Origin of the sequence: Halorubrum sp. AS12 (assembly GCF_051122765.1) — an archaeon.
In the GTDB taxonomy this organism is placed as follows: domain Archaea; phylum Halobacteriota; class Halobacteria; order Halobacteriales; family Haloferacaceae; genus Halorubrum; species Halorubrum trapanicum.
This window is the reverse complement of the sequence record NZ_CP185385.1, coordinates 2,423,186-2,449,092: the sequence shown is the minus strand read 5'-3', so window position 1 is coordinate 2,449,092 and position 25,907 is coordinate 2,423,186. Positions and strand designations below refer to the sequence as shown.

General features: G+C 67.5%; 22 protein-coding genes, 2 tRNA genes and 6 pseudogenes. 14 read left to right on the top strand and 16 right to left on the bottom strand.

The genetic code is table 11. The annotated features are described in order from the left end of the window. Positions 1–305: 305 nt before the first annotated feature. Both ACODNG_RS12495 and ACODNG_RS12490 read left to right on the top strand, forming a co-directional pair. Positions 306–557, top strand: a complete 252-nt coding sequence (locus tag ACODNG_RS12495; protein ID WP_434521572.1) for a hypothetical protein — start codon at positions 306–308, stop codon at positions 555–557. Further along, positions 554–1,025: pseudogene (locus ACODNG_RS12490) on the top strand (nucleic acid-binding protein). Before ACODNG_RS12495 ends, ACODNG_RS12490 begins: the two are co-directional and overlap by 4 nt. 470 nt (positions 1,026–1,495) lie before the next feature. Here ACODNG_RS12490 and ACODNG_RS12485 read toward each other — a convergent pair. Next, positions 1,496–1,705 (bottom strand): DUF1328 domain-containing protein, encoded by a 210-nt coding sequence (locus ACODNG_RS12485; RefSeq protein ID WP_434521571.1) that lies wholly within the window; start codon positions 1,703–1,705, stop codon positions 1,496–1,498. Positions 1,706–2,081: 376 nt separating this feature from the next. On the opposite strand from ACODNG_RS12485, the gene ACODNG_RS12480 reads away from it, so the two are divergent. Continuing rightward, a complete protein-coding gene (locus ACODNG_RS12480) occupies positions 2,082–3,740 on the top strand; it encodes a gamma-glutamyltransferase family protein (protein ID WP_434521570.1) in 1,659 nt (552 codons plus the stop codon). 207 nt (positions 3,741–3,947) lie between these two features. Beyond that, positions 3,948–5,339: an ABC transporter substrate-binding protein gene (locus tag ACODNG_RS12475; RefSeq protein ID WP_434521569.1), complete on the top strand. Its 1,392-nt coding sequence runs from the start codon at positions 3,948–3,950 to the stop codon at positions 5,337–5,339. Positions 5,340–5,757: 418 nt separating this feature from the next. On the opposite strand, the pseudogene ACODNG_RS12470 reads toward ACODNG_RS12475, so the two are convergent. From ACODNG_RS12470 to lipA, 5 genes and pseudogenes are all read right to left on the bottom strand, one after another. Then, positions 5,758–6,637, bottom strand: a pseudogene (locus ACODNG_RS12470) (ABC transporter ATP-binding protein). After that, positions 6,634–7,567: pseudogene (locus tag ACODNG_RS12465) on the bottom strand (ABC transporter ATP-binding protein). The pseudogenes ACODNG_RS12470 and ACODNG_RS12465 overlap by 4 nt, the downstream one beginning before the upstream one ends. Beyond that, the gene (locus tag ACODNG_RS12460) at positions 7,560–8,915 is read right to left on the bottom strand and encodes a branched-chain amino acid ABC transporter permease (RefSeq protein ID WP_434521568.1); all 1,356 of its coding nucleotides are present in this window, start codon (positions 8,913–8,915) and stop codon (positions 7,560–7,562) included. Before ACODNG_RS12460 ends, ACODNG_RS12465 begins: the two are co-directional and overlap by 8 nt. Continuing rightward, the gene (locus ACODNG_RS12455; RefSeq protein WP_434521567.1) at positions 8,912–10,033 is read right to left on the bottom strand and encodes a branched-chain amino acid ABC transporter permease; all 1,122 of its coding nucleotides are present in this window, start codon (positions 10,031–10,033) and stop codon (positions 8,912–8,914) included. The genes ACODNG_RS12460 and ACODNG_RS12455 overlap by 4 nt, the downstream gene beginning before the upstream one ends. A gap of 115 nt (positions 10,034–10,148) precedes the next feature. Further along, a pseudogene (lipA, locus tag ACODNG_RS12450) lies at positions 10,149–11,131 on the bottom strand (lipoyl synthase). 179 nt (positions 11,132–11,310) lie between these two features. On the opposite strand from lipA, the gene ACODNG_RS12445 reads away from it, so the two are divergent. Continuing rightward, entirely contained in the window at positions 11,311–11,832 is a 522-nt protein-coding gene (locus ACODNG_RS12445; protein ID WP_434521566.1) for a DUF7342 family protein, read from the top strand. Positions 11,833–12,371: 539 nt separating this feature from the next. On the opposite strand, the gene ACODNG_RS12440 is transcribed toward ACODNG_RS12445, so the two are convergent. From ACODNG_RS12440 to ACODNG_RS12410, 7 genes are all read right to left on the bottom strand, one after another. Then, the gene (locus ACODNG_RS12440) at positions 12,372–13,373 is read right to left on the bottom strand and encodes a hypothetical protein (RefSeq protein ID WP_434521565.1); all 1,002 of its coding nucleotides are present in this window, start codon (positions 13,371–13,373) and stop codon (positions 12,372–12,374) included. A 75-nt stretch (positions 13,374–13,448) separates the two neighbouring features. Beyond that, on the bottom strand, positions 13,449–13,925 hold the full coding sequence (locus ACODNG_RS12435) for a toxin-antitoxin system TumE family protein (protein WP_434521564.1): 477 nt from the start codon (positions 13,923–13,925) through the stop codon (positions 13,449–13,451). 3 nt (positions 13,926–13,928) lie between these two features. Further along, complete coding sequence (locus tag ACODNG_RS12430) at positions 13,929–14,519, bottom strand: DUF7342 family protein (protein ID WP_434521563.1); 591 nt, start codon at positions 14,517–14,519, stop codon at positions 13,929–13,931. A 52-nt stretch (positions 14,520–14,571) separates the two neighbouring features. Further along, positions 14,572–14,856, bottom strand: coding sequence for a type II toxin-antitoxin system RelE family toxin (locus tag ACODNG_RS12425; protein WP_434521562.1), 285 nt, complete (start codon positions 14,854–14,856; stop codon positions 14,572–14,574). Next, complete coding sequence (locus tag ACODNG_RS12420) at positions 14,849–15,127, bottom strand: ribbon-helix-helix domain-containing protein (RefSeq protein ID WP_424013301.1); 279 nt, start codon at positions 15,125–15,127, stop codon at positions 14,849–14,851. Before ACODNG_RS12420 ends, ACODNG_RS12425 begins: the two co-directional genes overlap by 8 nt. A gap of 223 nt (positions 15,128–15,350) precedes the next feature. Beyond that, positions 15,351–15,422, bottom strand: a tRNA-Thr gene (locus ACODNG_RS12415). A gap of 98 nt (positions 15,423–15,520) precedes the next feature. Further along, positions 15,521–16,183, bottom strand: a complete 663-nt coding sequence (locus tag ACODNG_RS12410; protein WP_434521561.1) for a DUF7114 family protein — start codon at positions 16,181–16,183, stop codon at positions 15,521–15,523. A 59-nt stretch (positions 16,184–16,242) separates the two neighbouring features. On the opposite strand from ACODNG_RS12410, the gene ACODNG_RS12405 reads away from it, so the two are divergent. The 3 genes from ACODNG_RS12405 to ACODNG_RS12395 all read left to right on the top strand — a co-directional run bounded on the left by ACODNG_RS12405 (position 16,243) and on the right by ACODNG_RS12395 (position 18,685). Next, positions 16,243–16,947 carry an enoyl-CoA hydratase/isomerase family protein gene (locus ACODNG_RS12405; RefSeq protein ID WP_434521560.1) on the top strand — a complete coding sequence of 235 codons (705 nt, stop codon included), beginning with the start codon at positions 16,243–16,245 and terminating at the stop codon, positions 16,945–16,947. Positions 16,948–17,038: 91 nt separating this feature from the next. Next, positions 17,039–17,109 (top strand) — tRNA-Gly (locus ACODNG_RS12400). Between the two features lie 409 nt (positions 17,110–17,518). Next, positions 17,519–18,685 (top strand): inorganic phosphate transporter, encoded by a 1,167-nt coding sequence (locus ACODNG_RS12395; protein WP_434521559.1) that lies wholly within the window; start codon positions 17,519–17,521, stop codon positions 18,683–18,685. Positions 18,686–18,715: 30 nt separating this feature from the next. On the opposite strand, the gene ACODNG_RS12390 is transcribed toward ACODNG_RS12395, so the two are convergent. After that, the gene (locus ACODNG_RS12390; protein ID WP_434521558.1) at positions 18,716–19,339 is read right to left on the bottom strand and encodes an undecaprenyl diphosphate synthase family protein; all 624 of its coding nucleotides are present in this window, start codon (positions 19,337–19,339) and stop codon (positions 18,716–18,718) included. 79 nt (positions 19,340–19,418) lie between these two features. Between ACODNG_RS12390 and ACODNG_RS12385 the strand changes: the two are divergent. The 6 genes and pseudogenes from ACODNG_RS12385 (at position 19,419) to ACODNG_RS12360 (ending at position 24,723) form a co-directional block, all read left to right on the top strand. Continuing rightward, positions 19,419–20,035 (top strand): annotated as a pseudogene (locus ACODNG_RS12385) (hypothetical protein). Between the two features lie 61 nt (positions 20,036–20,096). Continuing rightward, positions 20,097–20,567, top strand: a complete 471-nt coding sequence (locus tag ACODNG_RS12380; RefSeq protein ID WP_434521557.1) for a DUF5812 family protein — start codon at positions 20,097–20,099, stop codon at positions 20,565–20,567. 81 nt (positions 20,568–20,648) lie between these two features. Then, entirely contained in the window at positions 20,649–21,530 is an 882-nt protein-coding gene (gene secF, locus ACODNG_RS12375; RefSeq protein WP_434521556.1) for a protein translocase subunit SecF, read from the top strand. Further along, the gene (locus ACODNG_RS12370) at positions 21,530–23,140 is read left to right on the top strand and encodes a preprotein translocase subunit SecD (protein ID WP_434521555.1); all 1,611 of its coding nucleotides are present in this window, start codon (positions 21,530–21,532) and stop codon (positions 23,138–23,140) included. Before secF ends, ACODNG_RS12370 begins: the two co-directional genes overlap by 1 nt. Before the next feature lie 180 nt (positions 23,141–23,320). Further along, complete coding sequence (locus ACODNG_RS12365; RefSeq protein ID WP_434521554.1) at positions 23,321–24,025, top strand: metal-dependent transcriptional regulator; 705 nt, start codon at positions 23,321–23,323, stop codon at positions 24,023–24,025. Further along, positions 24,022–24,723 carry a TMEM165/GDT1 family protein gene (locus tag ACODNG_RS12360; protein WP_434521553.1) on the top strand — a complete coding sequence of 234 codons (702 nt, stop codon included), beginning with the start codon at positions 24,022–24,024 and terminating at the stop codon, positions 24,721–24,723. The genes ACODNG_RS12365 and ACODNG_RS12360 overlap by 4 nt, the downstream gene beginning before the upstream one ends. Positions 24,724–24,758: 35 nt before the next feature. Here the strand turns inward: ACODNG_RS12360 and rnhB are convergent, their stop codons facing one another. Then, positions 24,759–25,469: a ribonuclease HII gene (gene rnhB, locus ACODNG_RS12355; protein ID WP_434521552.1), complete on the bottom strand. Its 711-nt coding sequence runs from the start codon at positions 25,467–25,469 to the stop codon at positions 24,759–24,761. 81 nt (positions 25,470–25,550) lie between these two features. After that, positions 25,551–25,901: pseudogene (locus ACODNG_RS12350) on the bottom strand (30S ribosomal protein S8e); the annotation flags it as partial. Positions 25,902–25,907 lie beyond the last annotated feature (6 nt).

The window sequence follows — 25,907 nt, the reverse complement described above, 5'->3', positions numbered from 1 at the left end:
CCCGACAGATTGCGAACGGCACCGACCGTTGGAACGCGTACGCCGGCTCGTCGCACTGACGACGCGGCCGGATCCTTTTATTCGGCGGCGCGACTACCGACGAGCGGCCGATGACGAACCACCGCTCCGAGCCGGACTCGGCACCCGGCGACGACGAGCCCTATGAGTGCCGAGGCCCCCGTTTTTAACGGTAGATGGCAACTCAGAGGGGATCTGGTTATGGCCACGGTAGACATAGGCCCCGGTCAGGTTCCCGCTGATTAGGCGGACACGGATTTAAGAACGTTGCCGAGTAATCAGCCGATATGGCCGCCGAAATCTCCGATCGGGTTCGAGAACTCGCTGAAGCCCGCGGCCTTCCAGAGTCCGAAGTATTCGAACAGGCACTCGAACGCGGTCTCGAAGACCTGTGGGAGGATCTCGTTCTCGCTCGGTACCTCGACGGCGAACTCGACCGCGAGGAAGCAATCGAGCGAGTCGGCCGGACGAAAGTCGAGCGAGCGGAGCGAGAGCGGGAAGTCGTCGAGGAAGACGTCGACTGGGGCCTAAACGCGTGACGCTCGCCGCCGTCTCAGACGCAGGACCGCTCATTCACCTCGCCGAAATCGACTCGATCGAACTGCTTGAGACGTTCGACACACTTCTCCTTCCGGAGACGGTTTACAAGGAGGTCGATGCCGGCGGTGTTCCGGACGGGTTGACCAATCTCTCGTACGAACTTGTCGAAGCCGATAAAAGCCGAGTTGGGCTTGAAGAGCTGGACGCCGGAGAACGCGCCGCGATTGCCGATCGCAGAGGACCGAGGAGTCACCCTCCTGACTGACGGCCTCCCCGCCCGAAAGACGGCGTCCGACGCGGAGATCGAAGTACACGGCTCTATCGGCGTCGTCGCGCTCGGGTACGGCCGCGGGTTGCTCGATAGGGACAACGCGGCATCGCGAATGCGAGCACTCCAGCGTGAGACGAGCCTCTTCGTGACCGATGCCGTCGTCGAACGTGGCATCGAACTACTGGACGAAACGTGATTTCAAGCCGATCATCTGATGTGGAATAGATCAGTCACCACGCTTCACTTCCGGTCCGGTTGGACGTCGTTTATTATTTAACAGAACGCTCGTTCCGCTATGTCCTATTACGGGGGTACATCTTGGACGACATGTCCGCACTGCGATAAAAGGCAGAAGGCTTCGAGTGGCTGGGTGACGTGTCGAAGTTGCGGCGAGAACTTCCACGCTTGACCGACGGTGTTTGAGTCCGCCAGATCGCAGAAGAGCGGTGTCTATAGACGCGCTGAACACAGTCACTAGGGATAGATTGTGAGTCGTGAGTGCCGAGGCCACAGCTTCGGAACCGACGCCGAGTGAGCGGAGACTACACGAATCTCTGAAACGTTTTTGAGGTGCGAGTACGGCGAAAATCTGGATGCTTCGACGGAAATCACCGTCTCGGACGAGGGGCGAGACCGCCCTGACCGTCGGTCGCGTCGAGCGATCGATTACAGGAAGAACGTGACGAGCGCGAGCACGACGAAGATAATGACGAGCCACTTGGCGATGGTCATGCTCAGCCCGGCGACCCGGCTGGCGCCGGCGATCGCCGCGATGACCGCGAGGACAAGGAAGGCGATCGCCAGTCCGATCAGGTCCCCGCCGAACTGGAGGGGGGCGAGCACGGCTCCGTCGTGAACCACTTGGGCCAAGTTCATACCCTATCGACCGTCGCCACCCGGTTAGTTATTCGAGGGCTATCACGCGGACGAACCGTTTTTACGCCGGTGTGTGAGTCGTCACCCATGGACCACCGCTGCCCCGACTGCGGCGCCACGATGGAGGAGGTCAGGTTCGGCGTGGGCGACGCCTGAAACGCGTACGTCGAGATCGGCGAGAAGCGGGCGGGGCTGCTCGGCAAGCTCGGCGTGAACGAACACACGGACCTGACGACGGTGATGTGTCCCGAGTGCGGGCTGGTGCGGCACTACGTCGAGTTCGAGGAGTGACGCGAGAGCCCGGGGGAGTCGCGCCGGACCGACACCGGACACATCCGGTCGGGGCTTTATTCTCTCGGGCGCCGGACGAGTTCGTATGGAGCCAGACTTAGACCGATTCACGTCGCGCCGGTCGACCGTGTACGGGCAGCGCGGCGTGGTGGCAACCAGCCAACCGCTCGCGAGCGAGGCGGGCATCGAAGTCCTCCGAGAGGGCGGCAACGCCTTCGACGCCGCGGTCGCGACCGCGGCCGCGCTCAACGTCGTCGAGCCGACCTCGACCGGCCTGGGCGGCGACGTGTTCGCGCTGTACCGGACCGCCGACGGCGACGTCGGCGCGATGCGCTCCTGTGGCGGCGCGCCCGCGGACGCGACGATCGAGAACGTCAAGACGGCGTTAGCGGAGGACGACGACGCCGACGCCTACTACCCCGACGACGGCGGCTACGCGGTCGACGACGCGGGCGAGGCCGGGATGCCGTTCTACGGGCCGCACGCGGTCACGGTCCCGGGGACGGCCCGCGGCTGGGAGGCGACGGTCGAGAAACTGGGCCGGCTGAGCCTCGCGGACGCGCTCGCGCCCGCCATCCGCTACGCGACCGAGGGGTACCCGGTGTCCGAGGTGATCGCCTCCTACTGGGCGAGCGCCGACGCGCTGTTCACCGACGACCACGCCCGCGAGGCGTACCTGTTCGACGACGATCCGCCGAGCGTCGGGCAGACGGTGACGATGCCGCGCCTGGGCGAGTCGATGCGCAAGATCGCCGAGGAGGGCGCGGATGTCGTCTACGAGGGCGAGATCGCCGAGGCGATCGCCGACGAGGTCCAGTCGCAGGGCGGGTTCATGACCGTCGACGACCTCGCCGACTTCGAGGTCGAGTGGCCCGACCCGGTGTCGACCACCTACAACGGCGCTGAGGTGTACGAGCTCCCGCCGAACAACCAGGGGCTGATCGCCCTCGAAGCGCTCAACGTCGCCGCCGAGCTGGGCGCGGGCGAGCACGACTACGACTCGCCGGAGCGCGTCCACTACTTCGCCGAGGCGCTGAAGCGGGCCTTCCACGACGGCCACCGCTACATCACCGACCCCGAGTACGAGGAGGTCCCGCCGCTCGCGTCGAGCGAGTGGGCCGCGGAGCGCGCCGCGGGCGTCGGCGAGACCGCCTCGCACGATGTCTCCTTCGGCGTGCCGAACGCGAACGCCGAGGACGCGGACACCGTCCTCCTCACCGTCGCGGACGACGCGGGCAACGTCGTCTCGTACATCAACTCGCGGTTCGCCGGCTTCGGCTCCGGGCTGGTCGCCGGCGACACCGGCATCGCGCTCCAGAACCGCGGCGCGTCGTTCTCGCTCGACCCGGACCACCCGAACGCGCTCGAACCCGGCAAGCGCCCCTTCCACACGCTCATCCCGGGCGTCGTCCGATTCGACGAGGACGACTGGGCCGCCTTCGGCGTGATGGGCGGATACATCCAGCCGCAGGGCCACGTCCAGGTGATCTCGAACCTCGTCGACTACGACATGCCCCTCCAGCGCGCGCTCGACGAGCCGCGCTGGCGCTACCGCGAGAGCGGCGAGCTGGCGCTCGAACCGCACTTCGACGACGCCGCCGCGGCGAAGCTGGTCCGGAAGGACCACGACGTGCGGACGCTCTCGCCGGTCATGTTCGGCGGGGCACAGATCGCGCGGAACCGAGACGGAGTCCTCTCGGCCGCCACGGAACCCCGGAAAGACGGGAACGCACAGGGATACTGAGACGGAACCTCTCGTCCGCGGAGCCGGCGTTGTTTTCTATCAAGTAATGTATATGAAACGGAGTTCGCGCTCGGTCGTCGATCAGCGAACGGTCGGTAGAACGCACAAGTCTCCGACAGAACCCGTCTGATCGGCCCGAATTCGAACGCCGTCGTATTTGTGGCCGTGGATACACTTATAACGACTCGTATGGTATACGCTCACAGGATGACGCGAAGAATCCAGCGACGCGACGTACTCAGAGGCGCCGGTGCGGTCGGGATCGCAGCTGTCGCCGGCTGTTCGACGGAGAGCGGCGACGGCGGCGACGGCGGCGACGGCGGAGACGGCTCCGACGGTTCCGACGGCGGCGACGGCTCCGACGGTTCCGACGGCGGAGATGGGAGCGACGGCGGCGACGTTCCCGACGCTGTCATGGTCGTCGGCTTCCCGCAGTCCGGCATTCAGCTGTTCCGCGACTTCTACTCGGAGTTCGCCGACAGCGCGCCCGACCTGGACATCATCGTCCCCGACGGGCTGATCGACGCCGACCTCCCCGGCGAGGTCGACAACGACATGAACAACGTCATCGGCACCGCGCCCTCCGCGGGCGGTCCCGGCGCGGAGTTCTTCACGGAGTCGTATCAGGAGGCGTACGACGAGGAGCCAGGCGTGTTCACCGCGCAGGCGTACGACGCGATGGCGGTCGAGATCCTCGCGGCCACGGCCGCGGGCGAGAACGACGGCGAGGCGATCCGCGACCGGATCCGGACCGTCGCGAACCCCGGCGGCGAGGAGTTCGGCCCGGCCGACCTCCCGGAGGCGGTCGAGACCGTCGCCGGCGGCGACCCCGTTCACTACGTGGGTGCGTCGTCGAGCGTCAACTTCGACGTGAACGGCGACGTCGCCACCGCCGCCTACGACATCACGGATTTCCAAGACGGCGAGCTCGTCACCCTCGACACCGTCGAGTTCGGGAACGAGCTCTCGGAGGAGGACCAGAACGCGACCGCCGCGGATCCGGTCGGCGTCGACTCCTTCACTGCTCGGATCGGCGTGTTGATGCCGGAGACCGGCGACCTCGGTCCGCTCGGCGTGCCGATCCGCGACGGCGCACTGCTCGCGGCCACGCAGGTCAACGACGCGGACATTAACGTCGACGTCGAGACCAGAGTCGAGGACACCCAGACCGATCCGCAGGCCGGTATCTCGGGCGCGAACGCCATCGTCAACGCCGGCTACGGCGCGGTCGTCGGCCCGGCGTCGTCGAACGTCAACCTTCAGGTCGCCGACCAGGTGTTCATCCCGAACGGCGTCGTCGGCATCTCGCCGTCGTCGACCGACCCGAACGTGACGGACTTAGAGGACAACGGCTACATCTTCCGGACCGCGCCCTCCGACCTGCTTCAGGGACCGGCGATGGCCGACCTCGCCGTCAGCGACACGGTCGGCGCCGAGTCCTCCGGCACGCTGTACCTCAACGACGCCTACGGCCAGTCGCTGGAGGAGGCGTACGTGAACGCCTTCGAGGAGCGCGACGGCACCATCGACCAGCGGGTCTCCTTCGAGCCGAACCAGGCGACGTACACCAGCCAGTGGTCGAGCGTGCTGAACGAGTAGGGAGTTCCTCCGAGTCTGTTCCGATTTTCCGCGGCACGTGAGCAGCGGTGCTGGTCCGGAGAGGCAGTGCGATCGAGGGATGACCGCGACAATGATTTATAAAATACTGCGGTGGCGCGTGCCGACGAGCGCCCGCAGGGCGCGAGTCGCACGCGCGAGGTCGCCGGCGCTACTTACGTCGTCTGCGCGGCCCTCGCGGCTGGGTCTTTGGAGGCGTTCACCGCGGAGTCGCCAGCACCCATTTATAAGCAAGCGGCTCGGGCTTCGGTGTGGTTCGTGGTGGCGGTGTGGAGCGCGTATCGCCGAGCAGCTGGGGTTTTGGCGGTGTTCGCCGCCGATCCGCCGTCGGCGCGTATAAATAGCCGCCGGCAACGTCCGGAACCGGTTTATAAACGACCGTCCTCCCGCAGCAAAGCGATTATCCGCCGAGGAAGTCGCGCCGCACATCCTCGTCTGAGAGCAGCACGTCGCCGCGGTCGGTGTAGCGGTTCTCGCCGTTCACCAGCACGTAGCCGCGGTCGCAGCGGCGCAGCGCCTCCTTCGCGTTCTGCTCGACCATCAGCACCGCCGTCCCGCCCTCGTTGATTCGGTCGATCCGGTCGAACATGTCGGAGACGAGATCGGGGGCGAGACCGGCCGAGGGCTCGTCGAGCAACAGGAGGTCGGGGTCGAGCATGAGCGCTCGGCCCATCGCGACCATCTGCCGCTGACCGCCCGAGAGCGTCCCCGCCTTCTGGTCGCTGCGCTCCCGGAGGATCGGGAAGCGGTCGTAGATCGTCTCGATCTGGTCTTCGGGCACCTCGTCGAGGATGTACGCGCCCATCTCGAGGTTCTCGCGGACGCTGAGTCCCGGGAACACGTTGTCGTTCTGCGGGACGAACCCGATCCCCTCGCGGATGATCTCGCTCGGGCGCGAGCCCGTGGATCGGCTCGCCCTCGAACTCGACGGTGCCGTCCATGTGGGTCGTGAGTCCGAAGACGGTCTTCATCACCGTCGACTTGCCGGCCCCGTTCGGACCGACGATGGTCACGTACTCCCCGTCGGCGACGTCGAGGACCACGTCCGAGAGGATCTGGAGGTCACCGTACCCCGCGTCGAGGTCGCGGATGCGGAGGATCGCGTCCCCGTCGATCGCGTGATCGGTTCCGGCGTCGGCGTCAGTCTCGACCGAGTCCGAGTCGACGTCGACCGCGTCGGTGGTATGTCCGCCCGTCGCGGAGGCGGCGTCGGCCGGCGCGTTCGTCGCGGTCGACTCGGCGTCGGTCACCGCCTCGTCACCCGTGGCGTCGGCGGTCATAGGTCCTCACCCAGGTACGCCTCGATGACCCGCTCGTCGTTCCGTATCTCGTCGCCGGTCCCCTCGGCGAGCACGCTGCCCTGATCGCATGACGATGACGCGTTCGCAGTTGTTCATGATGACGTCCATGTCGTGTTCGACGAGCAGGAAGGTGTAGCCGTCAGCGCGCAGGTCGTGGATCCGGTCTAAGAGCTTCTCCTCGAGCGTCGGGTTGACCCCGGCGAGCGGCTCGTCGAGCAGCACCATCTCGGGGTCGGTCATCAGCGCGCGGGCCATCTCCAGCAGCTTCCGCTGGCCGCCGGAGAGGTTCCCCGCGTGCTCGTGCGCGAGGTGGTCGATCTCGAAGAACTCCAGCGTCTCCCAGGCGCGCTCGCGGAGCGCGGTCTCCTCCTCGACGACCGCGCCGCGAAGCCCGGGCGTGACCGACCGAATCGCGGACTCGCCGAGCTGCCCCTGCGGCGCGAGCATGAGGTTCTCCAAGACGGTCATCTCGGAGAGCTCCCGGGCGATCTGGAACGTCCGAACCAGTCCCTTCCGCGCGATCTGATGCGGTCTGAGACCGGTGATGTCCTCGCCGTCGAAGTACACCTTCCCGGCGGTCGGCTCGTGGACGCCGGTGATGCAATTGAAGGTGGTCGACTTCCCGGCGCCGTTCGGCCCGATGAGTCCGGTCAGCGATCCGGACTCGACCTCGAAGGAGGCGCCGTCGACCGCGGTGACGCCGCCGAACCGCTTCACCAGCCCCTCCACGCGGAGCGGGACCGTCGAGGGGGTGCGCTTCGCGGCCTCCTCGACCGCGCTGTCGTTCGCCTCCGGTTCGTCGTCCGGCCCGTCCGCCGCCGCGACGGTGTCGGCCGCGCCGGCGTCTCCCGGGTCTGCGGCGTCGTTCGCGTCGGCGTCGTCGATCGGATCGGGCGCGTCGCTACTCATCGGACTCACCTCCGGCGGGCCGCTCCGAGAGGTCGACGGCCGCGGCCGTCTCGATTCGGTCGCCGAGGATCCCCTCCGGGCGCCGGTGGATGATGAACACGAGCACGAGTCCGAGGAAGACGAACTGGAGCGGCGCGACGTTGTCGGTCGCGTACGCCAAGAACATCACCGGGTCCAGCGAGGCGACCGCGTCGGCGAACGACGCCGGCGTCTCCGCGTCGATGAGACCGCGGACGGCCCCGCCGACGCGCCGCGGCCCCTCGAACAGCACCGCGGCGAAGACGATACCGCCGAGGACGGAGCCGGTGTTCGACCCGGAGCCGCCGATGATCACCGCGATGAACACGTAGAAGGTCAGGAGCGGCCGGAACTGCGGCGTCGGCGAGACGTTGCCCTGGCTGCCGAACCAGAGGATGCCGGCGAGTCCCATCAGCGCGCAGCCGATGACGAACACCTTGATCTTCACGAGGTTCACGTCCTTGCCGAGCGAGTTGGCGACGAGTTCGTCCTCCCGAATGGCTTTCATCGTCCGCCCGAACGGCGACCGTCCGAGGCGTTCGAGCAGGAGGTAGAAGCCGATCAGGAAGCCGGCGAGAACGGCGATGTACCCCCAGCCGATGAGTATCGTGTGGGCGATGCCGAGACCGTCGGTGCCGAAGACCCCGAAGACGAGGTCGCCGAGTGCGGTCGGGTTCCCCGCCTGTCCGTCGACGAGGAACAGGCCACGGACGGGGTTGTCCGGCATTCCCATCCCGCGGCCGCCGCCCGTTCCGGCACCGATCGTCTCGCGCAGGAACGTGTCGAAGGCGCTCGACTGGAGCGACAGGCGGATTATCTCGGAGAGTCCGAGCGTCACGATCGCGAGGTAGTCGGCCTTGAGCCGCAGCGCCGGGAGAGCGGCGAGCGCACCGAGCAGCGCCGCCATCCCCATCCCGGCGAGGACACCGACCGGGAGCGGTAGCCCGAGTCCGGGCGGACCGAAGGCGGGATCGGGCGACCGAACGACCATCCCCATCGTGTACACGCCGACGGCCATGAAGCCGGCGACGCCGATGTTAAAGAGACCGGTGTACCCCCACTGGAGGTTCAAGGCGAGCGCGGTGAGCGCGTAGACGAGACCGAGGAAGGTCAGCGTCTCAAGCAGCCCGACCACGCTGTTGAGTCCGTCTGTGAACGTGAGCAGCGTCGCGGCCGCGTAGACCGCGAGCAGCGTCCCGACCACGAGTCCGAGGTCGCTCTCTCTTGCGGCCTCGACCAGCGCCGCGGTGACGCTCTCGGGCGGGTCGGACGCGGGCGCGGGGTCGCCTGACGTGGAAGCGGAGTCGTCGGACGCGTCGGGGTCGCTCATGTCGTCGAAACACCTCCGAACAGCCCCTCGGGGCGCAACAGCAGCATCAGGATCATCACGGCGAACGCCGCCGCCTGGTTGAAGTCGGACGGGATCCAGATCGTCGAGGTCGTGAACACGACGCCGATGACGAGTCCGCCGACGATGGCCCCGTAGACGGAGCCGATCCCGCCTAAGATTACGGCCGCGAAGATGAGAAGCAGGAGGAGCCAGCCGAAGTCGAACTGGATCGTCCCCCGGAGCAGGACGTAGAGATAGCCGGAGGCGCCCGCGAGTCCGCCGCCGATGATCCACGTGGCGGTGACGACGCGCTCGGCCGGAATCCCCGTGATGAGCGCGAGGTCCTTGTTGTCGGCCATCGCGCGCATCGCGGTCCCGAGCTTCGTGTGCTGGAGCATGCCGTCCATCGCGAGCATCAGGCCGAGCGCCGCGACGAGGATGGTGAGTTCGTGCGCGTTCACGGAGAGTCCGAGCGGGCCGAACGCGAGGTTCGACGCGTCGACGCTGGCGGTCACGCCGCGCCGGTCGGAGCCGTAGCCGAACTGGAGCAGGTAGCGCACGACCAGCGCGGCGCCGATGGAGGCGATGAGCAGCGAGATCCCGTCGCGGTCCCGCATCGGCTTGTAGAACGCCCGGTCGAGCGCCACCGCGAGCAGCGCGGTGACGACGAACGCCACGAGGAGTCCGACGAGGATCGCGGCCGGCGTCGTGAGGATGTGCGCGCCGATGTCGCCCGGCGAGGCGCTCCCGGCGTCCCGAACGGTCAGCAGCGCGCGGACCGGAACGTCGCCGAACCCGGCGATCAGGAAGGCGACGCCCCAGCCGGAGAACGCGCCCACGCTGACGAGGTCGCCGTGCGAGAAGTTCGCGAACGAGAGAATGCTGTACGTCATCGAGAGCCCGATCCCCGCGAGTCCGATCACGAGGCCGATGACGATGCCGTTCCAGAGGTTCGATCCGAGCCGGTCGACCGAGAGCGACCCCCCGATCGGGCCGAGACCGATCCCCGCGAGTTTCGCCGCGAGGTCGACGAGGAGCAGGCTGCCGAGGAGGACGACGAAGAGAAGCCCCGGACGTGCCCGCACTGAGTCGACGATCGACGAGTCAGTTGTTCCCATGTGTACGTCTCACTGAGACAGGGTGGGTCACCGAGAGGTAAATAACTCGCTGTTCGGACAAGACCTCGAAAGCGCCTGACAGCTGTCGAAGGTGGCGAGTTCCGGGACCCGCGTCTCAGTCGCTTCCCGCGGCCCGCGCGTGGCGTCGCGCGTCCTCGGGCGACCGTCCCTCGCGCAGCAGGGCCTCGACGAACAGCTCGCCGGCCTTGTACGACGACCGAACCATGGCGCCCGACGCACAGTAGAGGAAGTCGAACTCCGTCTCGGCCACCCGTCGCCACGTTTCGAAGACGTCCGGGTGGACGTACTCGAACACGTCCAGATGCGAGCGCGAGGGCTGGAGGTACTGGCCGAAGGTGACGACGTCGACGCCGACCTCGCGGAGGTCGCCGAGCGTCCGGTACACCTCGTGGTCGTACTCCCCGACGCCGAGCATCAGGCTCGTCTTGGTGTGGATGTCGGACTCGCGGTCGACCCGATCGAGGACCGCGAGGGACTGCTCGTAGTTCGCGCGGCGGTCCCGGACCGGCCACTGGAGCCGCTCGACCGTCTCGACGTTGTGCGCGATCACGTCCGGTCCCGCGTCGATGATCCGGTCTATCGCCTCGGGGTCCCCGCCGAAGTCCGGAATGAGCGTCTCGACGAGGATCTCCGGGTCCCGACGCTTGATCTCGCGGATCGTCTCGGCGAAGTGCGCCGACCCGCCGTCCGCGAGGTCGTCGCGGTCGACGGACGTGAGGACGACGTAGTCGAGACCGATCTCCGCGACCGCGTCCGCGACGTTCGCCGGCTCGTCGGGGTCGAGCGCCTCCATCCCGCCCGTCTCCACGTCACAGAAGTTACACCCGCGCGAGCAGCGGTCGCCCATCAGCATGAACGTCGCCGTGCCGCCGGGACCGCCCTCGGCGGCGTCCGCCGCCTCGCCGTTCGGGGGCGCGTTCGCACCCCCGACCAACACTCGCCCATGTTCGGGCAGTTCGCCTCCTCGCAGACCGTGTGGAGGTCATGGTCGCGGAGGATGGACTTGATCTCGGTGAACCGACTCCCGGACGGCGGGCGCGACTTCAGCCAGTCCGGCTTCCGGCGGCCGCGTTCCATGGTCGACCCTTGGCGTCCGAGCGCAAAAGGGTGCGGGTCGGATCGTCTCCCGCTGCCGGGTTTTCGAACGTCGTATCGGCTCACCTCGGTCTGCGCCGTCAGCGGATCCTCCGGCCAGTAGGCGATATAATTATTTGAGGTAGAAATAGATTTATTGCTCACCATCCGGTAGGTAGAGTATGAGCGAAGTCAGCCCCGCGGTTGAAGCGTGGAAAGAAAACGCGAGCGCATTCGACAGGGTTCAGTCAGTCGCCAGCGCCCTTTCAGAACCGCAGACGGCGTCGTACATCGCGAACGAAGCGTACGTGGCTGAGAACACCGCACGGAAACACTTGGAGCGACTCGTGGATCTGAACGTCCTGATAACGAGCGAGCGAGAGGGGACGACCCACTACTCCGCCGACCCACTCCACACCCGGCTACAGACACTTCGGGAATTGCTGGAACAGAACGATCGCGACGACCTGATCGAATTGAAGTCGGAGCTACAGTCGGAGATCGAGGGATGGAGCGACGAGTACGGGGTCGACTCACCCTCCGAACTCCGTGCCCGTGCCGCGGAGACGGGGACTGCCGCGCAGACGAGAGCAGTCAAAACGACGGCGAGTGATTGGGAACTCGTCTCGTATCGCCTGTCCATCGTCGAGGACGCCATCGAGAACTACGCGGAGTACGACCGAGACTACCGAGCGTCGGCCTGACTATGAGAGGTAGTGGAGGATCGTACGACCCGGCAGCGGCTTCCCATCGGGTCCTTCGCGGTATCCAGCAGGAACTCGAGCGGCATCCGGTGGTCACGGAGGTTCGAGGGTTCCCGGCAGGTGAGTTTACGCAAGTTGTCGCAGAGATAGCGGCCGGACGGTGGGAGATCGAGCGTGATGGGGGAACGCTCACGGTGCGGTGGTTTACCGGAGAGACGCCCGACGACCGCCCGGAGTTTTCATTTCACTACAGCGACGAGCGAGTCGATTTCGGGTGGCATCACGAGCCGAACCCACACGTCGACGAGTGGGGCACTTTCAGGAGCGGACGGGCGAGAAGGCGGAATATTCGTACGAGCCGTTCACGTTCCCTTCTAAAAGCCCAACGCGGCTCGTCTGGGAGATCATGACCTCCCTCTCCGAACGACTCGAGCCGGAGTGAACGTCCGGTAGGGGGTTCGTACGGGACCGACTCAACCCGGGTGATACCGCTCGCAACCGGATCCGTCCTCCGCTACGCCCGGCCCCGCCCCGGCGACCTACGCCTCCGGGACGAAGACGTTCATCGACGGCGTCTGGATCCCCTGGAACTTGTTCTTCCAGTTGTAGGCGATGTTGAGGACGCGTCGCCGATTGCCGGGCGGCCCCGTCACCACGCTCACGGAGGTACCGTCCTCCGGGATCTCGACGCGCGTGTCCTCCCACTCGAAGCCGGCGAGCAGCTCTGCGGGGTTCTCGACGGTCACCGTCCCGCTGTTTTTGTTCACCTCGTACAGCCGGTAGGAGTCGGTTTCGAGCAGCCGCTTGATATCGTCGAGGTCCTCGTCGAAGTGCGCTTCGAGCGCGTCGGCGGTGTGGTAGCCGCAGACGATCAGGTGCGCGAACGTCTCGACGTTGCGCGGGTTCTGCTCGGCGGCCCGGAGGTGATCGAAGTACGCCAACTTCTCCTCCCTGTCGAGTTCGAGGATCTCGTTGACGATCCGGGCCGCCTCCCGCTCCGTTTCCGTCGCGTCCGGGTCGGCGAGGACCTCGTCCGCCCGCGACCCCGTGTTCTGCCCCCGCGACACGTCGAGGACGTTCTTGAGGTGTTTCGCGCGGTCGTACACCGCCGACTTGTACGACCAGTCGCGGACGTCGTCCGGGTAGTCGTCGAACTGCCGGAGGAGCGCCTCGCGGTCCTCCGGGAATCCGATCTCCTCGCGGAAGTCGCTCCACGCGGTGGCGCCCTCGAAGAGTTCGAACTCGGTGAGGGTGTCCTGTCCGAGGTTCGCCCGCGTGCCGCCGCTGGCGACAAACTTGGCTTCGAGGAACGTCTCCCCGCCGGCGGCCTCAACGATGAGGTCGCCGAGCGAGTCGTAGGAGTTGCCGGCGTGGCGCACCGCGGTCCGGTCCGGGAAGTCGGCCTCGATCCGTTCGGCGAGGGCTTCGGCGAGGTCGGGTCGACCCTGCTCTTCGAGGTCGGGGTCGGCTGCCGCGCCGTTCGCGAGCTGCGCCGTCAGCTTCTCCGTGGCCTCGACCCAGCCGCGCTCGTGTTTGCCCATGTAGCCTGTCAGTCGGAGAGTGAGGGATAAAAAAGCGCCTACCGCGGAGAGAGTCGATCGCCAACCAGGACCGGTTCAGGGAGGATTGCTCACGGCGTTAAGCGGCGCGTACGAGTCCGCGTGGTAGGCGACCCGCCACAGTTTGAGAACGGCGCGGGTGACCATCTCCTCGGGAGACTGCGTGATACAGGACGCCTCGACCTCGTCGGGGTCCGAACTCGCGTCCGGGGGCGGATGGTAGTGTTCCGGCCCGGTGGCGTGAACGTAGTCGCCGCCGTGGGGGTGGTTTCCCCAGCGGAGGTCTACGCCCGCGGCGTCCGTGTAGTGGAACTTGTAATCGCCTCGGGTCGTCCACGTGACGTCGATCCGGGCCTCGTCGGCGTCGCGGAGTCCGTCGGCGAGTTCGACTTCGAGCACGGACGGATTGAGGTAGTCGTCGAGGCGGGCCGTCGCGAGCGGCTCCATCCCCTCGACGGTGTCGCGGATCGCGAGCAGCGCCGGGCGGTCGGTCGCCCCCCGGAGGGCGTGGCGCTCGGCCTGTGGGTCCGGCATGAATTATACGGGGACGCCGTCGTCGCCGGGGCTGCGGTCGTCGTCGACGAACCGCTCCGCGTTGCCAATCGAGAGGGCCGCGTTCGCGAACGCGAGGTTCCGCCGGAGCGTCTTCCACTCGCGGATCGTCTCCGGGTCGGGGTCGTCCGACTCGGACTCGGACGCCGCGAGCGCGTGGTTCGTCTGGTCGACGGTCAGTTCCTCCGGAGATTCGACGCCGTACTCCGACTGGAACTCGCCGAGCTGCGTCCGCATCTCACGTATCCGAGCGACGAGGTCGTCGGTAGAGACGCGTTCGAGGATCTCCGCGGCCTGTTCGACGACCAGCGACTCCGGCGAGCGCCGGTACAGCGTCCCGCCGTGGTCGCCGTTCTCCGTCTCGACGAACCCCTCCGTTGCGAGCGCGTTCAGGTGTTTGCGGGCGGTCTTCGGCGCGGTTCGCGCCTCCTCCGCGACCGTATCGGCCGAGATGGGGTCGTACGCGTGCTCGATGACGCGCCGGACGCGTTCGTACGGCGTCGTTTCGGCCTCCCACTCGGCGCCGACCGCTTCGTTGACGTCCGCGAACTCCTCCGGTGGGCTTCCGTCATCCATACGATCACATGGGATACGAAGGAATATAGTAGTTCGGAGAGACACATATTACTTAATCGTCGTCAGCGGTGTACGCGCCGCCCCGACGCTTGATACGGGCGACGACGAGCCGCTCGTCGTTCTGCCGGAAGCTCACCGAGAGCCGGAACTCCCCGACACGTATCTTCTTGTACGGACTGTTCTGGAGCGGTTCACCGTAGTCGGGCGGGTCGCGCCACGGCGATTCGACGATCTCGTCGAGTTTGTCGAGGATTTGTTTTTGATTGGCAGGAGGGAGTCCGTCGAGGTCGTCTTCGGCCGTCGCGGAGAGTTCCCACGTCCACCCGTCCTCACTCATCCGTGCCGAACCGCTCGCGGGCCTCCTCGGCGCTCGTCGTCCGACCCTCGCGGATGTCTTCCTCGGCTTCGAGCAGGGCGACGAGTTCGTCGCGGTCGAACGTCGGGAACTCGACGGCGTCTCGAAGCGTGTACCGGATGAACTCGCTCCGACTGTTGAACCCGCGCCCCTGCCACGTGTCGTCTATCTGTTCGAGGAACGACTCGGTGAGTTTGAAGTTCACCGTGGCGATGTCGTCGCCGCCGTCGTCGTTTGTGGTCGCTTCAGACATATAGACGTAATACGCTGGTCTTACCGATAGTCGTTTCGGCGGGATCACACCACCCTACGTCGCCATCGTGGAGAGTCACATCGCGGAATGCTGTGTGTTCGAAAAGGAGGACACGTCGCGGGACGGCAAGGGGTACTCTATGGGGCGGGGGAACCGCCTCGGAGACGAGTCTCGGTAAAATGAGTCGAACGACGGGAAGCGCAAGGAAAGCGAACGCCGAGAAAGCCTAGGCCGAGATTTGAACTCGGGGTCTCGTCCTTACCAAGGACGCGCTTTACCGCTAAGCTACCCAGGCACGCAAACTGTCGTTGACCGGATTCGACTTTATGGGTTTCGATTCGCGGGCGCGGCGTCGGGGAATCCGGGGAGTGCTGTCTGCCGTCACCGCACCGATTAGCTGTCCGTCGCGCTGACAGCCCGGTCGGAGATGTCCGCGATGCGGTCGGCGGTCGCCTCCGGCAGCGCGCGGCCCGCGGGCGGGAACTCGCCGTCGCAGTCGGCGGCGAGGTCGCGGGCGTACGCGAGCAGCTCCTCGGGCGGGTCGCCGCCGACGGCAGTGGTGCCGGCGACGACCGCGAGTTCGAGGGCGTCCACCTCCAGGTTGCGGTCGAGTCCGGCCGCCGTCTCGGCGTCCGCGTCCTCCCGGTCACGCAGGGTCTGGTCCCGGCCGAACGCGCGCACCACGTCGACCGCGGGGCGGGCGGCGTCGGTACACGCGAGTAGCGAGAACCCCCGCGAGACGAGCACGTCGGCGGCGAGGACGTCCATGTCCGCGTCGATGTCTGCGGCGGTCGGCGCCGTCACCCACGGCTCCTCACGGGCCACTGTGCGAGTGAGCCGTAACCCCTCGTAGATGAGCTGTACGCCCGCGGCGCGGTCGGCCACGCCGTCGAGGTCGACCTCCGGTTTCAACGCGCGAGCGGTGACCAGCGCCAGCACGCCGGGGGTCACCGCGGCGTCGACGAGTCGGGAGTCGAGGGCCTCGCGGAGCTGTTCGGGTTCCACGTCCGCGAGCGCCTCTCGCGCGGCGTCACGCGCTCGCGCGGCATCGTCCATTGTCGTTCGATAGACGAGCGAAGGGCAAAGACCTTTGGAAACGAACGGGATGCCGTCTCGTGATCCGAACCCAAACCGACGGCGACGTGCGCGTCGTCACGCTCGACCGCCCCGAGGCGCGCAACGCGCTCCGACCGGCGGACCTGACCGCCCTGCGCGAGGCGTTCGAAGAGCCGGAGGGCGACGACCGCCGGCCGGTGACGTACCTCCGGGGCGCCGGCGACGCCTTCTGTGCGGGCGCCGACCTCGACGCGGTCGCCGCCCTCGACGACCCGGAGGCGTTCGCACGGCGCGGCCAGCGCGCGGCCGCCGCGATCGAGGAGTCGCCGTCGGTCGTCGTCTGCGGCGTCGACGGGGCGGCCCGCGGCGGCGGTGTCGAACTGGCGCTGGCGGCGGACGTCCGCGTCGCGACCCCGCGGGCGACGCTCGGCGAACCCGGCGTCTCGCTCGGGCTGTTCGGCGCGTGGGGCGGGACGGTCAGGCTCCCGCGGATCATGGGAGAGGGCGACGCGCTCGATTTCGCGCTCTCGGGGCGTGTCCTCGACGCCGAGGCCGCGCTGCGGACCGGACTCGTCTCCCGCGTCGTCGACGACCTCCGCGCGGTGGCCGACGAGATCGCGGCGGGCGAGTCGGACGCGCTCGCGGCGATCAAGCGCCGGATACGGGACCGGCGAGACGAGGAGACACAAGAGAACGCGGAGGCGACGGCGTTCGCCGACCTTCACGACGCGCACGCCGCGGAGATCGCGCGACGGAGAGAGTGAGCGGCGGGGGGTCTGTGGCGACCGCACCGCCGCGCCGTCCCGATGTGACAGACTTAAGTGAGTCTCCGACCAACTCCAAGATGCGAAGCACGCACCGGTAGTGTAGTGGTATCACGCAACCTTGCCATGGTTGCAACCCGAGTTCAAATCTCGGCCGGTCCATCTTCTTGAACGTAGTGAGAGAGATCTCCGCGAGATTTGAACGCTATCAGTTATTTATAAACTGGCGGCAGATCGTCCGAGTACACCTCCAAAGCCCCAGCCGGGAGGCGGGCGCACGCTCGCTTCGCTCCTCGGTCGCTCGTTTCACTCGCTCCCTGCGGTGCTTACGTTGCCTACGGCGGCCTCACGGCTGCCCCTTTGAGTCGCACCCCGCACAGCACCGCAACCGTGCCTCACGCCTCCCCAGCCTCGTTCATTTATAAATAACACGCTGGTTCCCATCGTTATTTAAATACCGTGCGCATTCGCGGCTGTCTCCCTCGTAACCACTCTGCGAGCGTCCGACGGGCGGAGCCGACGCGGACGGACCCCGTCCGTTTAACAGCGCGTGCGTACTCTGTTCGCGTATATGGTAGAGATTCTTCTTTTCGTCGGGGTCGCGGTGGCGGCGTTCGTCGGATACAACATCGGCGGGGCGACGACGGGACCGGCGTTCGGACCGGCGGTCGGCGCAGACGTGCTGTCGAAATCAGGCGCTGCGGCGCTGATGTCGGTGTTCTTCTTCATCGGCGCGGGGACGCTGGGCCAGCGCGTGGTCACGACGCTGGGCGAGGACCTCGTCACCGGCACGAACGTGTTCACGCTGGAGACGAGCATCATCGTCCTCTTCTTTATCGGCGGCGCGCTGTTCGTCGGCAACTTCGCCGGCGTCCCGGCGTCGACGTCGATGACGGCGGTCGGCTCCATTGCCGGGCTGGGGATCGCGACGAACACCCTCGACTGGGCCGTGATGGGCGAGATCGCGATCTGGTGGCTCGTCGCGCCGATCATCGGGTTCTGGGTGTCGGGCGTCGTCGGGCGCTACTTCTACTCCGCGATCGACCGCTGGGTGGCGATCGAGAGCACCGAGGGCGCGCTGTTCGAGTTCGACCGCTCGGGGCTGATCCCGAAGCCGGTCCTCGGACCGAACACGACGCGGCGAGAGCTGACGGGCGGGATCGTCGTCATCGCCATCGGCTGCCTGATGGCGTTCTCCTCGGGCACGTCGAACATCGCGAACGCCATCGCGCCGCTCGTCGCGCTCGACTCCGTGGAGATGACGCCGATGATCCTCCTCGGCAGCGCCGCGGTCGCGGTGGGCGCGTTCACCATCGCGCGCCGGACGCTCGACACGCTCGGCAACGACATCACCGACCTCCCGCTGACGGCCGCCATCGTCGTCGCGGTCGTCTCCTCCGGGATCGTCATCAGCCTCTCGGCGGTCGGGATCCCCGCCTCGTTCGTGATCATCGCGACGATGTCGATCGTCGGTCTCGGCTGGGGGCGCGCGACCCGCACGGTGACGGTGCGAGAGGGGATCAAAGGCGAGAAGGAGCCGACGGTCTCCGTCGGCGCGCTGACGGCCGACGAGATGCCGCCGATCGGGGAGGGCGACGCGAGCGACATTCCCTCGGCGTCGGACCTGTTCAATCCGGGAACGAGCGCACGCGTCGTGCTGATGCAGAACGTCGTGCCGATCCTCTCGACGGTGGGGGCGCTGGTGACGTTCACCGTGCTCTTCACCTTCGTCTGGTAGACCGGTCTCGGAGGTCCCGACCGGAACCGATCACCGACCGAACCGCCGCTGGCGGTCCTGGAAGTCCAAGACCGCGCGAAGGTACTCCCGTCTGCGGAAGTCGCGCCAGTTCACGTCGGTGAAGTACAGCTCCGCGTACACCGACTGCCAGATGGCGAAGTCGGAGAGCCGCTCGGCGCCGGTCTTGATCACGAGGTCGGGTTCCTCGGGGAACAGCAGGCGGTCCGCGACATCGGCCTCGTCGATGGCGTCGGGCGGTATCTCGCCGTCCGCGACGTCGCTTGCCAGTTCGCGAACCGCGCCGGCGAACTCCGCTTTCCCGCCGAGACCGACCAGGATCCGGACCGGCGCGTCGTCCGTACTCGTGTCCGGAGACTCGTCGGCGTCCGGGCCGCGGACCACGGTCTCCGCGGGGGCGTCGAGCCGACGTAGCTCTCGGATCAGCGTCGGGGCGACCGCCCGGTCGAGAACGGAGACGGAGACGGTGACGCGCTCGGCACCGTACTCGAACGCCCAGCCGATCGCCGATGCCAACGTGTCGAACGCCCCGTCGGCGAGGAGGTCGCGTTCGGTGAGAACGAGCGCGACGTGCGCCGGCGGCTCGGCGTCGTGGAGGCGGTAGCGCGTCGCGAGGTACGCGTCGTAGAGACCCACGTCACAGGGATCCGGTCGCGCGTATAAATGGCTTCCCGCCGACGAGGGATTTAATTCGCCGACGCACCTACCGGAGTCGATGGCAGACAGCTACCGCGGGGTGTTCGGTGCGATCCCCTACGCGTTCCGCGCGACCGAGTCGTGGACGATGCGCGCGTACGCCGCGCTCGGGGCGTTGACCGCCGGGTTCGTCGCGCTCGTCGTCACCCTCGGACTCGTCGTCTGGATGGGCGAGACGGTCTCGGCGCAGGGGGGACGTTCCTCTTCTCGCGGTCGCTGTTCGTGGTCGCCGGTCTCGGCGCCGTCGGCCCGCTGCTCGCACCGATCCTGTTCGTCGCCCGTCGCCACCGCCGCGGCGACCCGGTCGCGGCCACGTACGACCGGTGGATGGGCGTCGTCGGCTTCCTGTTCCTCGTCTCGCTGTACCTCGGAATCGTCATCTCGGCGCCCGAAGGACTCCGCGATCCGAGCGGCTCCGCGGTGGTGAACGCGCTGTACGCGCTGCCACAGCCCGCGGGGATCGTCCCGCCCGTCGCGGCCGCGCTCGCCGTCTTCGCGACGCACTTCCGGCTCCGCGGCGGGGCAGACGATAACGCGACGACCGACGCCGACACGACGACCGACGCCGACACGACGACCGACGCCGACACGACGACCGACGCCGACGCGACGGCCGACTCCCGCGAGTCGACGTGAGCGGAACGCCGCCGTCCGCGGCTCGAAAGCCGGAAGTCGCCCGAGCAACTACCCGGACACAATGACCGACGAGAAGGAGGGCACGTTCCTCGTCACGCACGTCGAGAGCGACTCGGCCGTGCTGAAAGACGTTCACGACGGACAGGTCCACACGCTGAGCTCGAACCCCGGACTCGACGTCGACGACGCCGTCGAGGCGACCGTCGCCCCCGACCCGCCGATGGAGGTCACCTATCAGGTGATCGAGGTCGAAGAGCGTCGCTCGCTGTCGATCGAAGAGAGTCCGGAGCCGCCGACGGTCCACGAACGCGAACTCGCCGCGGAGACGCCGACCGGAGAGCTGGCCCGAGAAGAACGCGCGGGCGTCGGCGAGATCCACGTGTTGACGCCGCCGGAGTCCGAGACGGACGACGCGGTGGCCGACGTGATCGACGACCGCGAGGGGACCCTTTCGCGAGCGGCCCGCCTCGGCGTGAACCGCGTCGAGGTCCGGTCGGAGCCGGGAGTCGTCGCGGTTCGATACCTCCCGTAGCGCGGGCGTTCGGAGCGCCGTCCGCGCCGACGGCTCACCAGATAAGAAGGCTTATTCGCGCCCGCGGAGGAAGCGGTATTTATGGTATCGATCGAGGTGCCGGAAGTCAACTACACCGACTACTCGAACCGGCAGCTTGCGGCGGTTCCGCTCGCGTTTCTGGTCCTCGCGCTGGCGATCCTCGGCGGGTGGTTCGTCGCCACCGGTGCGCCGGCGAATCTCGGACTGGAGTTCACCGGCGGCGTCGAGCTGCGAATCGCGGACGACGGGGACGACGTCGAACAGCAGATTCAGACGGCCTTCGACCGCGAGCCCGATACGGTCCAGACGATCCCCAACGACGACGTCGTCGTCGTCACGTTCCAGGCGCCCGACGACGGGCGCGAGGGGTTCGCTGACGACCTCCAAAATCAGGCGGATTCGGCGGGATTGACAACGACCGCGGTCGACCAGGTGTCGGCGAGCTTCGCGAGCGACACCGCGCGGACCGCCCTCTTCGGCGTGGCGCTCGCGTTCCTCGGGATGAGCGTGCTCGTGTTCGCGCTGTTCCGGACGTTCGTTCCCTCGCTGGCGGTCGTCGCGTCCGCGTTCTCCGACCTGGTGATACCGATCGCGGCGATGAATCTCCTCGGCATCCAGATGACGCTGGGGACGATCGCGGCGCTACTGATGATCATCGGGTACAGCGTCGACTCGGACATCCTGTTGAACGACTCGGTGCTGCGCCGCACCGGCGAGTTCTACGAGTCGGTCAGCCGCGCGATGCGGACCGGGGTGACGATGACGCTTACCTCCATCGCGGCGATGGTCGTGATGGCGATCGTCGCCTCGCTGTTCGGGATCGGGCTGCTCCGTGACATCGGGATCATCCTCTCGGTGGGGCTGTGTGCCGACCTGATGAACACGTATCTGTTGAACGTCTCACTGCTTCGCTGGTACAAGTTCGAGGGGGTGAACCGCTAATGCTCGAACCGATCAAGGAGAACTGGCGGATCCTGCTGCTCGTCGCCGTCGTTCTCGGGGCGTCGGTGGCGCTTTTCAGCGGCGCGTTCGCCCCGGAGCAGGCGTCCGGCGAGAACGCGAGTGAGGCCCAGGGGATCACGAACCTCCAGTACGGTCTCGACCTGGCCGGCGGGACTCGCGTCCGCGCACCGCTTTCGGGATACACCGCCACCGACGTCGCGTTCGACGGAGACACGGCGGGCACGGTCGCGGAGGCGGTCGCCGCCGAGTTGGACAACGCCTCGACGCGGAACGTCGGCGCCGTTCCCGACGAGAGCGCGGTGGAGGTCACCGAGCCGTCGGTGACCGAATCGCAGTTCCGCGCGGCGATGGACGCCGCCGGCTACGAGTACGCGGATATCCGCTCGGGCGTCACCCAGCAGACGCGCGACGAGACGATGAACGTCATCCAAGGGAAGATCAACGAGGCGGGTCTCTCGGGCGGGAGCGTCCAGCAGGTCCAGTCGGCCACCGGCGAGTACTTCATCCTCGTCGAGGTGCCCGGTGAGGACCGACAGGACGTGGTCAGCCTCCTCGAAGAGCGCGGAACCGTCCAGATCGACATCGCGTATCCCGACGGGAACGACACCGGCGTCGACGAGGGCGTGTTGATCCAAGACGACTTCGAGGAGATCGGAACCGCGACACAGAACGACCAGGGCACGGGGGCATACGTTCCGGTCACTGTTCGGAACACCGCGCCGGAGGGCGAGCAGTCGCCGGCATACGCGTTCCAAGACCTCGTGGATCAGCGCGGCTTCCCCGACGAGTACCAGACCCAGGGAGACAGGTGCCTGTACAACGCGGAGACGGGTGAGCTGAACTCGGACGAGGAAGGAGAGGCGCCGAACCCGTGCCTGCTGCTCGTCGTCGACGGTGAGGTCGTCAACTCCTTCGGGATGGATTCCGGACTCGCGGGCGACATGGGATCCGGATCGTGGGCGGAGACCGGTCGGTTCCGACTCACGACCGGGGAGTTCTCCGAAGCGCAGCGGATTTCGCTGAATCTCCGCGCCGGCGCGCTCCCGGCTGACCTCGACATCGACGGCGGGGGGACCTCCTCGTACATCTCGGCCTCGCAGGGGGAGAACTTCCGGACGTACTCGCTGATTATCGGCGTGCTCTCGGTGCTCGCCGTCGCCGGAATGGTGTTCTTGCGCTACCGCGATCCGCGGGTCGCCCTGCCGATGATCGTCACCGCGCTGGCGGAGGTGTACGCCCTGCTCGGCTTCGCGGCGCTGCTCGGCTACCCGCTGGAGCTCGCGGTGATCGCGGGCTTCATCGCGGTGGTCGGGACCGGCGTCGACGACCTCGTCATCATCGCCGACGAGGTGATGAGCGAGGGCGAGGTGAACTCCCGGAAGGTGTTCAGGTCGCGGTTCCGACGGGCCTTCTGGGTCATCGGCGCGGCCGCGGCCACGACGGTCATCGCGATGTCGCCACTGATGGTGCTCTCGCTCGGCGACCTCTCCGGGTTCGCCATCTTCACCATCCTCGGCGTGCTGATCGGCGTGTTGATCACCCGACCCGCGTACGGCGACATCCTGCGTCGCCTGCTGACGGTCAGGTGAGTCGCGTTCGGGTCGCCCGGCGCCGACCGTCTTTTTAAACCCATCTGACGGGAGATCAGTTTTTCAGCGCAACCGGCGCCGTTTTTTGCGTTCGTCGTCCCGATCGGACCGGATTTAGAGTTTAGCCAGAAATAGAATAGGATCCGACAAACTATTAATTTAGACCAGTCTAAAACAGGTATGCCAACCGACGCCGTCGAGGACTACCTCAAAGCGATCCATCGGGTCGAGTCGCGGTCCGGACCCCCCGTCTCGACCTCACAGATCGCCGAGGCACTCGACAAGAACCCCGCGACCGTGACGAGCATGGTCGAGAGCCTCGCAGAGCGCGGGCTGCTCTCCCGCGAGAAGTACGAAGGCGTCGAACTCACGCCCGCCGGCGAGGTCGCCGCGCTGGAGGTCGTGCGCCGACATCGGCTCATCGAGGCGTTCCTCGCCGAGCAGTTGGACTACGAGCCGACCGAGGTCCACGACGAGGCCGACGCGCTCGAGCACCACGTCAGCGAGGAGTTCACGCGGCGGGTCGAACGCCTCCTCGATTACCCCGCCGCCGACCCGCACGGCGACCCGATCCCCCCGGCGGACTTGTCGACGCCGGAGGACGCCGGAACGACGCTCGTCGCGGCGTTGGAACCCGGCGAGCGGGGAACGGTTGCCCGCGTCAGCGACCGCGACTCCGACGTGTTGGAGTTCCTCGTCGACGCGGAGATAACGCCCGGAACGACCGTCGAAGTCGTCGACATTACGTCCTTCGGACTGGTCACGGTCAGGACGGACGACGGGACCGAACACGGCCTGCCGGAGGCGGTCGCGGACCGGGTGTACGTCCGCCGCGGAACGGACTCGGCCACCGCGACCGACGGTCAGGAGGCGGGTGACGCATGACCGGCTACGTCGAGATCGTCGCCGTCGCGTTCGCCGCCCAGCTCGCGGTGCTCCCCGGCGAGAAGGTCCAGCTGATGATCGCCGGGCTCGCGACGAAGTACGACCCGAAGATCGTCGTCGCCGCCGCCGGGTCCGCGTTCGCCGGCTGGACCGCGGTCGAGATCGCGTTCGGGCAGGCGCTCCAGTCGGCGCTCCCGCCGCTCGCGCTCAACGTCGTGACCGCGGCCCTGTTCTTCGTCTTCGCGGTGCTCCTGTACCGCTCCGCGCCGGCCCGGGGAACGAGTCCCGAGGCGGAGCGCACCGACGGCGGACTGGCGGCGTTCGACGACCTCTCATTACCGGGGCGTCTCGACCGGTACTCGGGGTCGTTCGGCGGCTTCCTGCCCATCTTCGCGCTCACCGCGACCGGCGAGTTCGGCGACAAGACCCAGCTCGTCACCATTGGGCTGGCCGTCCAGTACGGCGCCACCTCCGCCATCTGGGTCGGCGAGATGCTCGCGATCATTCCGGTGAGCCTCGCGAACGCGTACTTCTTCCACACCTTCGCCGGGCGAGTGGACATGCGGCTCGCGCACCTCGGCTCCGCGCTGCTGTTCGCGTTCTTCGGCGCGGACACCGTGCTGGCGATCGCGACCGGGTTCTCGGTGTGGGAGGCGTTCGTCGGCGCAGTCGGCGGTCTCGCCGCCGGGTTGTTCTGAGGCGTCGGTCCGCGAGTCCTGTACCGCGTTCCGGTTCAGAACTCGTCGAGCGCGGACTGCTCTGCGGCCGCGAGAACGTCGTCACAGGTCGCCCACGACCGGCGAGCGCAGTCGGGAAGGTCGCCCGTCTCGGCGACGTACTCACGGAGGAACGAGCGCGTCGCGGGGTCGCTCGGATAGCCGCTCCCGAGGTCGTCGTAGTCGGCGTACTCCGCCTCGATCGCGGTCATCCGCTCGTCGCGGGCGGCCTTCGCGACGACGCTCGCGGCACCGACGACGGGGTCGTCCTCGTCGGCGCCGTGGGCGGCCGTCACGTCGACCGACGGGAGGGGTTCGCCGTCCGCTGGGGGTTCGTTCTCGCCGCCGCCCTCGACGAACTCGCGGAGGCGCCGCGCGAACCGCTCCTCGCTGGTGTCGCCCGCGTCCGCGACGACCTGGACCGGTTCGGCGACCCCGGAGGAGAGGTCGGCGAGCGCGGCCCGGACCGCCCGGGCCTGCCCGCGGACGGTGAGCGTGTTCATGTCGGTGTCCGGTCGGTCGATCTCGGCCGGCTCGACGCGGGCGACGCCGACCGCGACGTCCGGGCCGCCCCTGAGGGCCGCCGCCATCTCCTCGCGCCTGGCCGGCGCTATCCGCTTCGAGTCGTCCACGTCGGCCGGCAGGCTCGCCGGGTCGGCGACCACCGCCGCCGCGACCATCGGTCCGAGCGCGGGTCCCTTGCCGGCTTCGTCGACGCCGAGGTACACGCGTCGGTGGTGGGGCAGCGAGGGGAAATACCTTCAGAAAGGCTCCGACGGAGCCGTCGGGTGACGGGCGTCGCGTCGGTCTCAGTCGAGCAGGACCGCGTTGACCTGACCGGTCTGGCCGGGACGAGAGGTGACGCGGGCGCGGCCGGCGGACGTCTCGATAATAGCGCCCTTCGTGACGATGTTCCGGCGGACGTAGTTGACGTTCGCGGGGTTGTCGACGACGTTTTCGATCTCGACCTCGTCCACGTCGCCGCCGTCGGCGACCTGCGCGACGTTCGTCGAGAGCGCGCGGACCTTCTTCCCCGTGCCGCGGGAGTCGATGTACTGGAGGCGCGTCTCGCCGACCGTCGTCTCGGCCGGCTCGCGGCCGAGCTGGTGGCGCTTCTTGTTCGAGGCGTGCTTGAGTCGGCCGCCGGTCCGCTTGCGCGTGGAGCG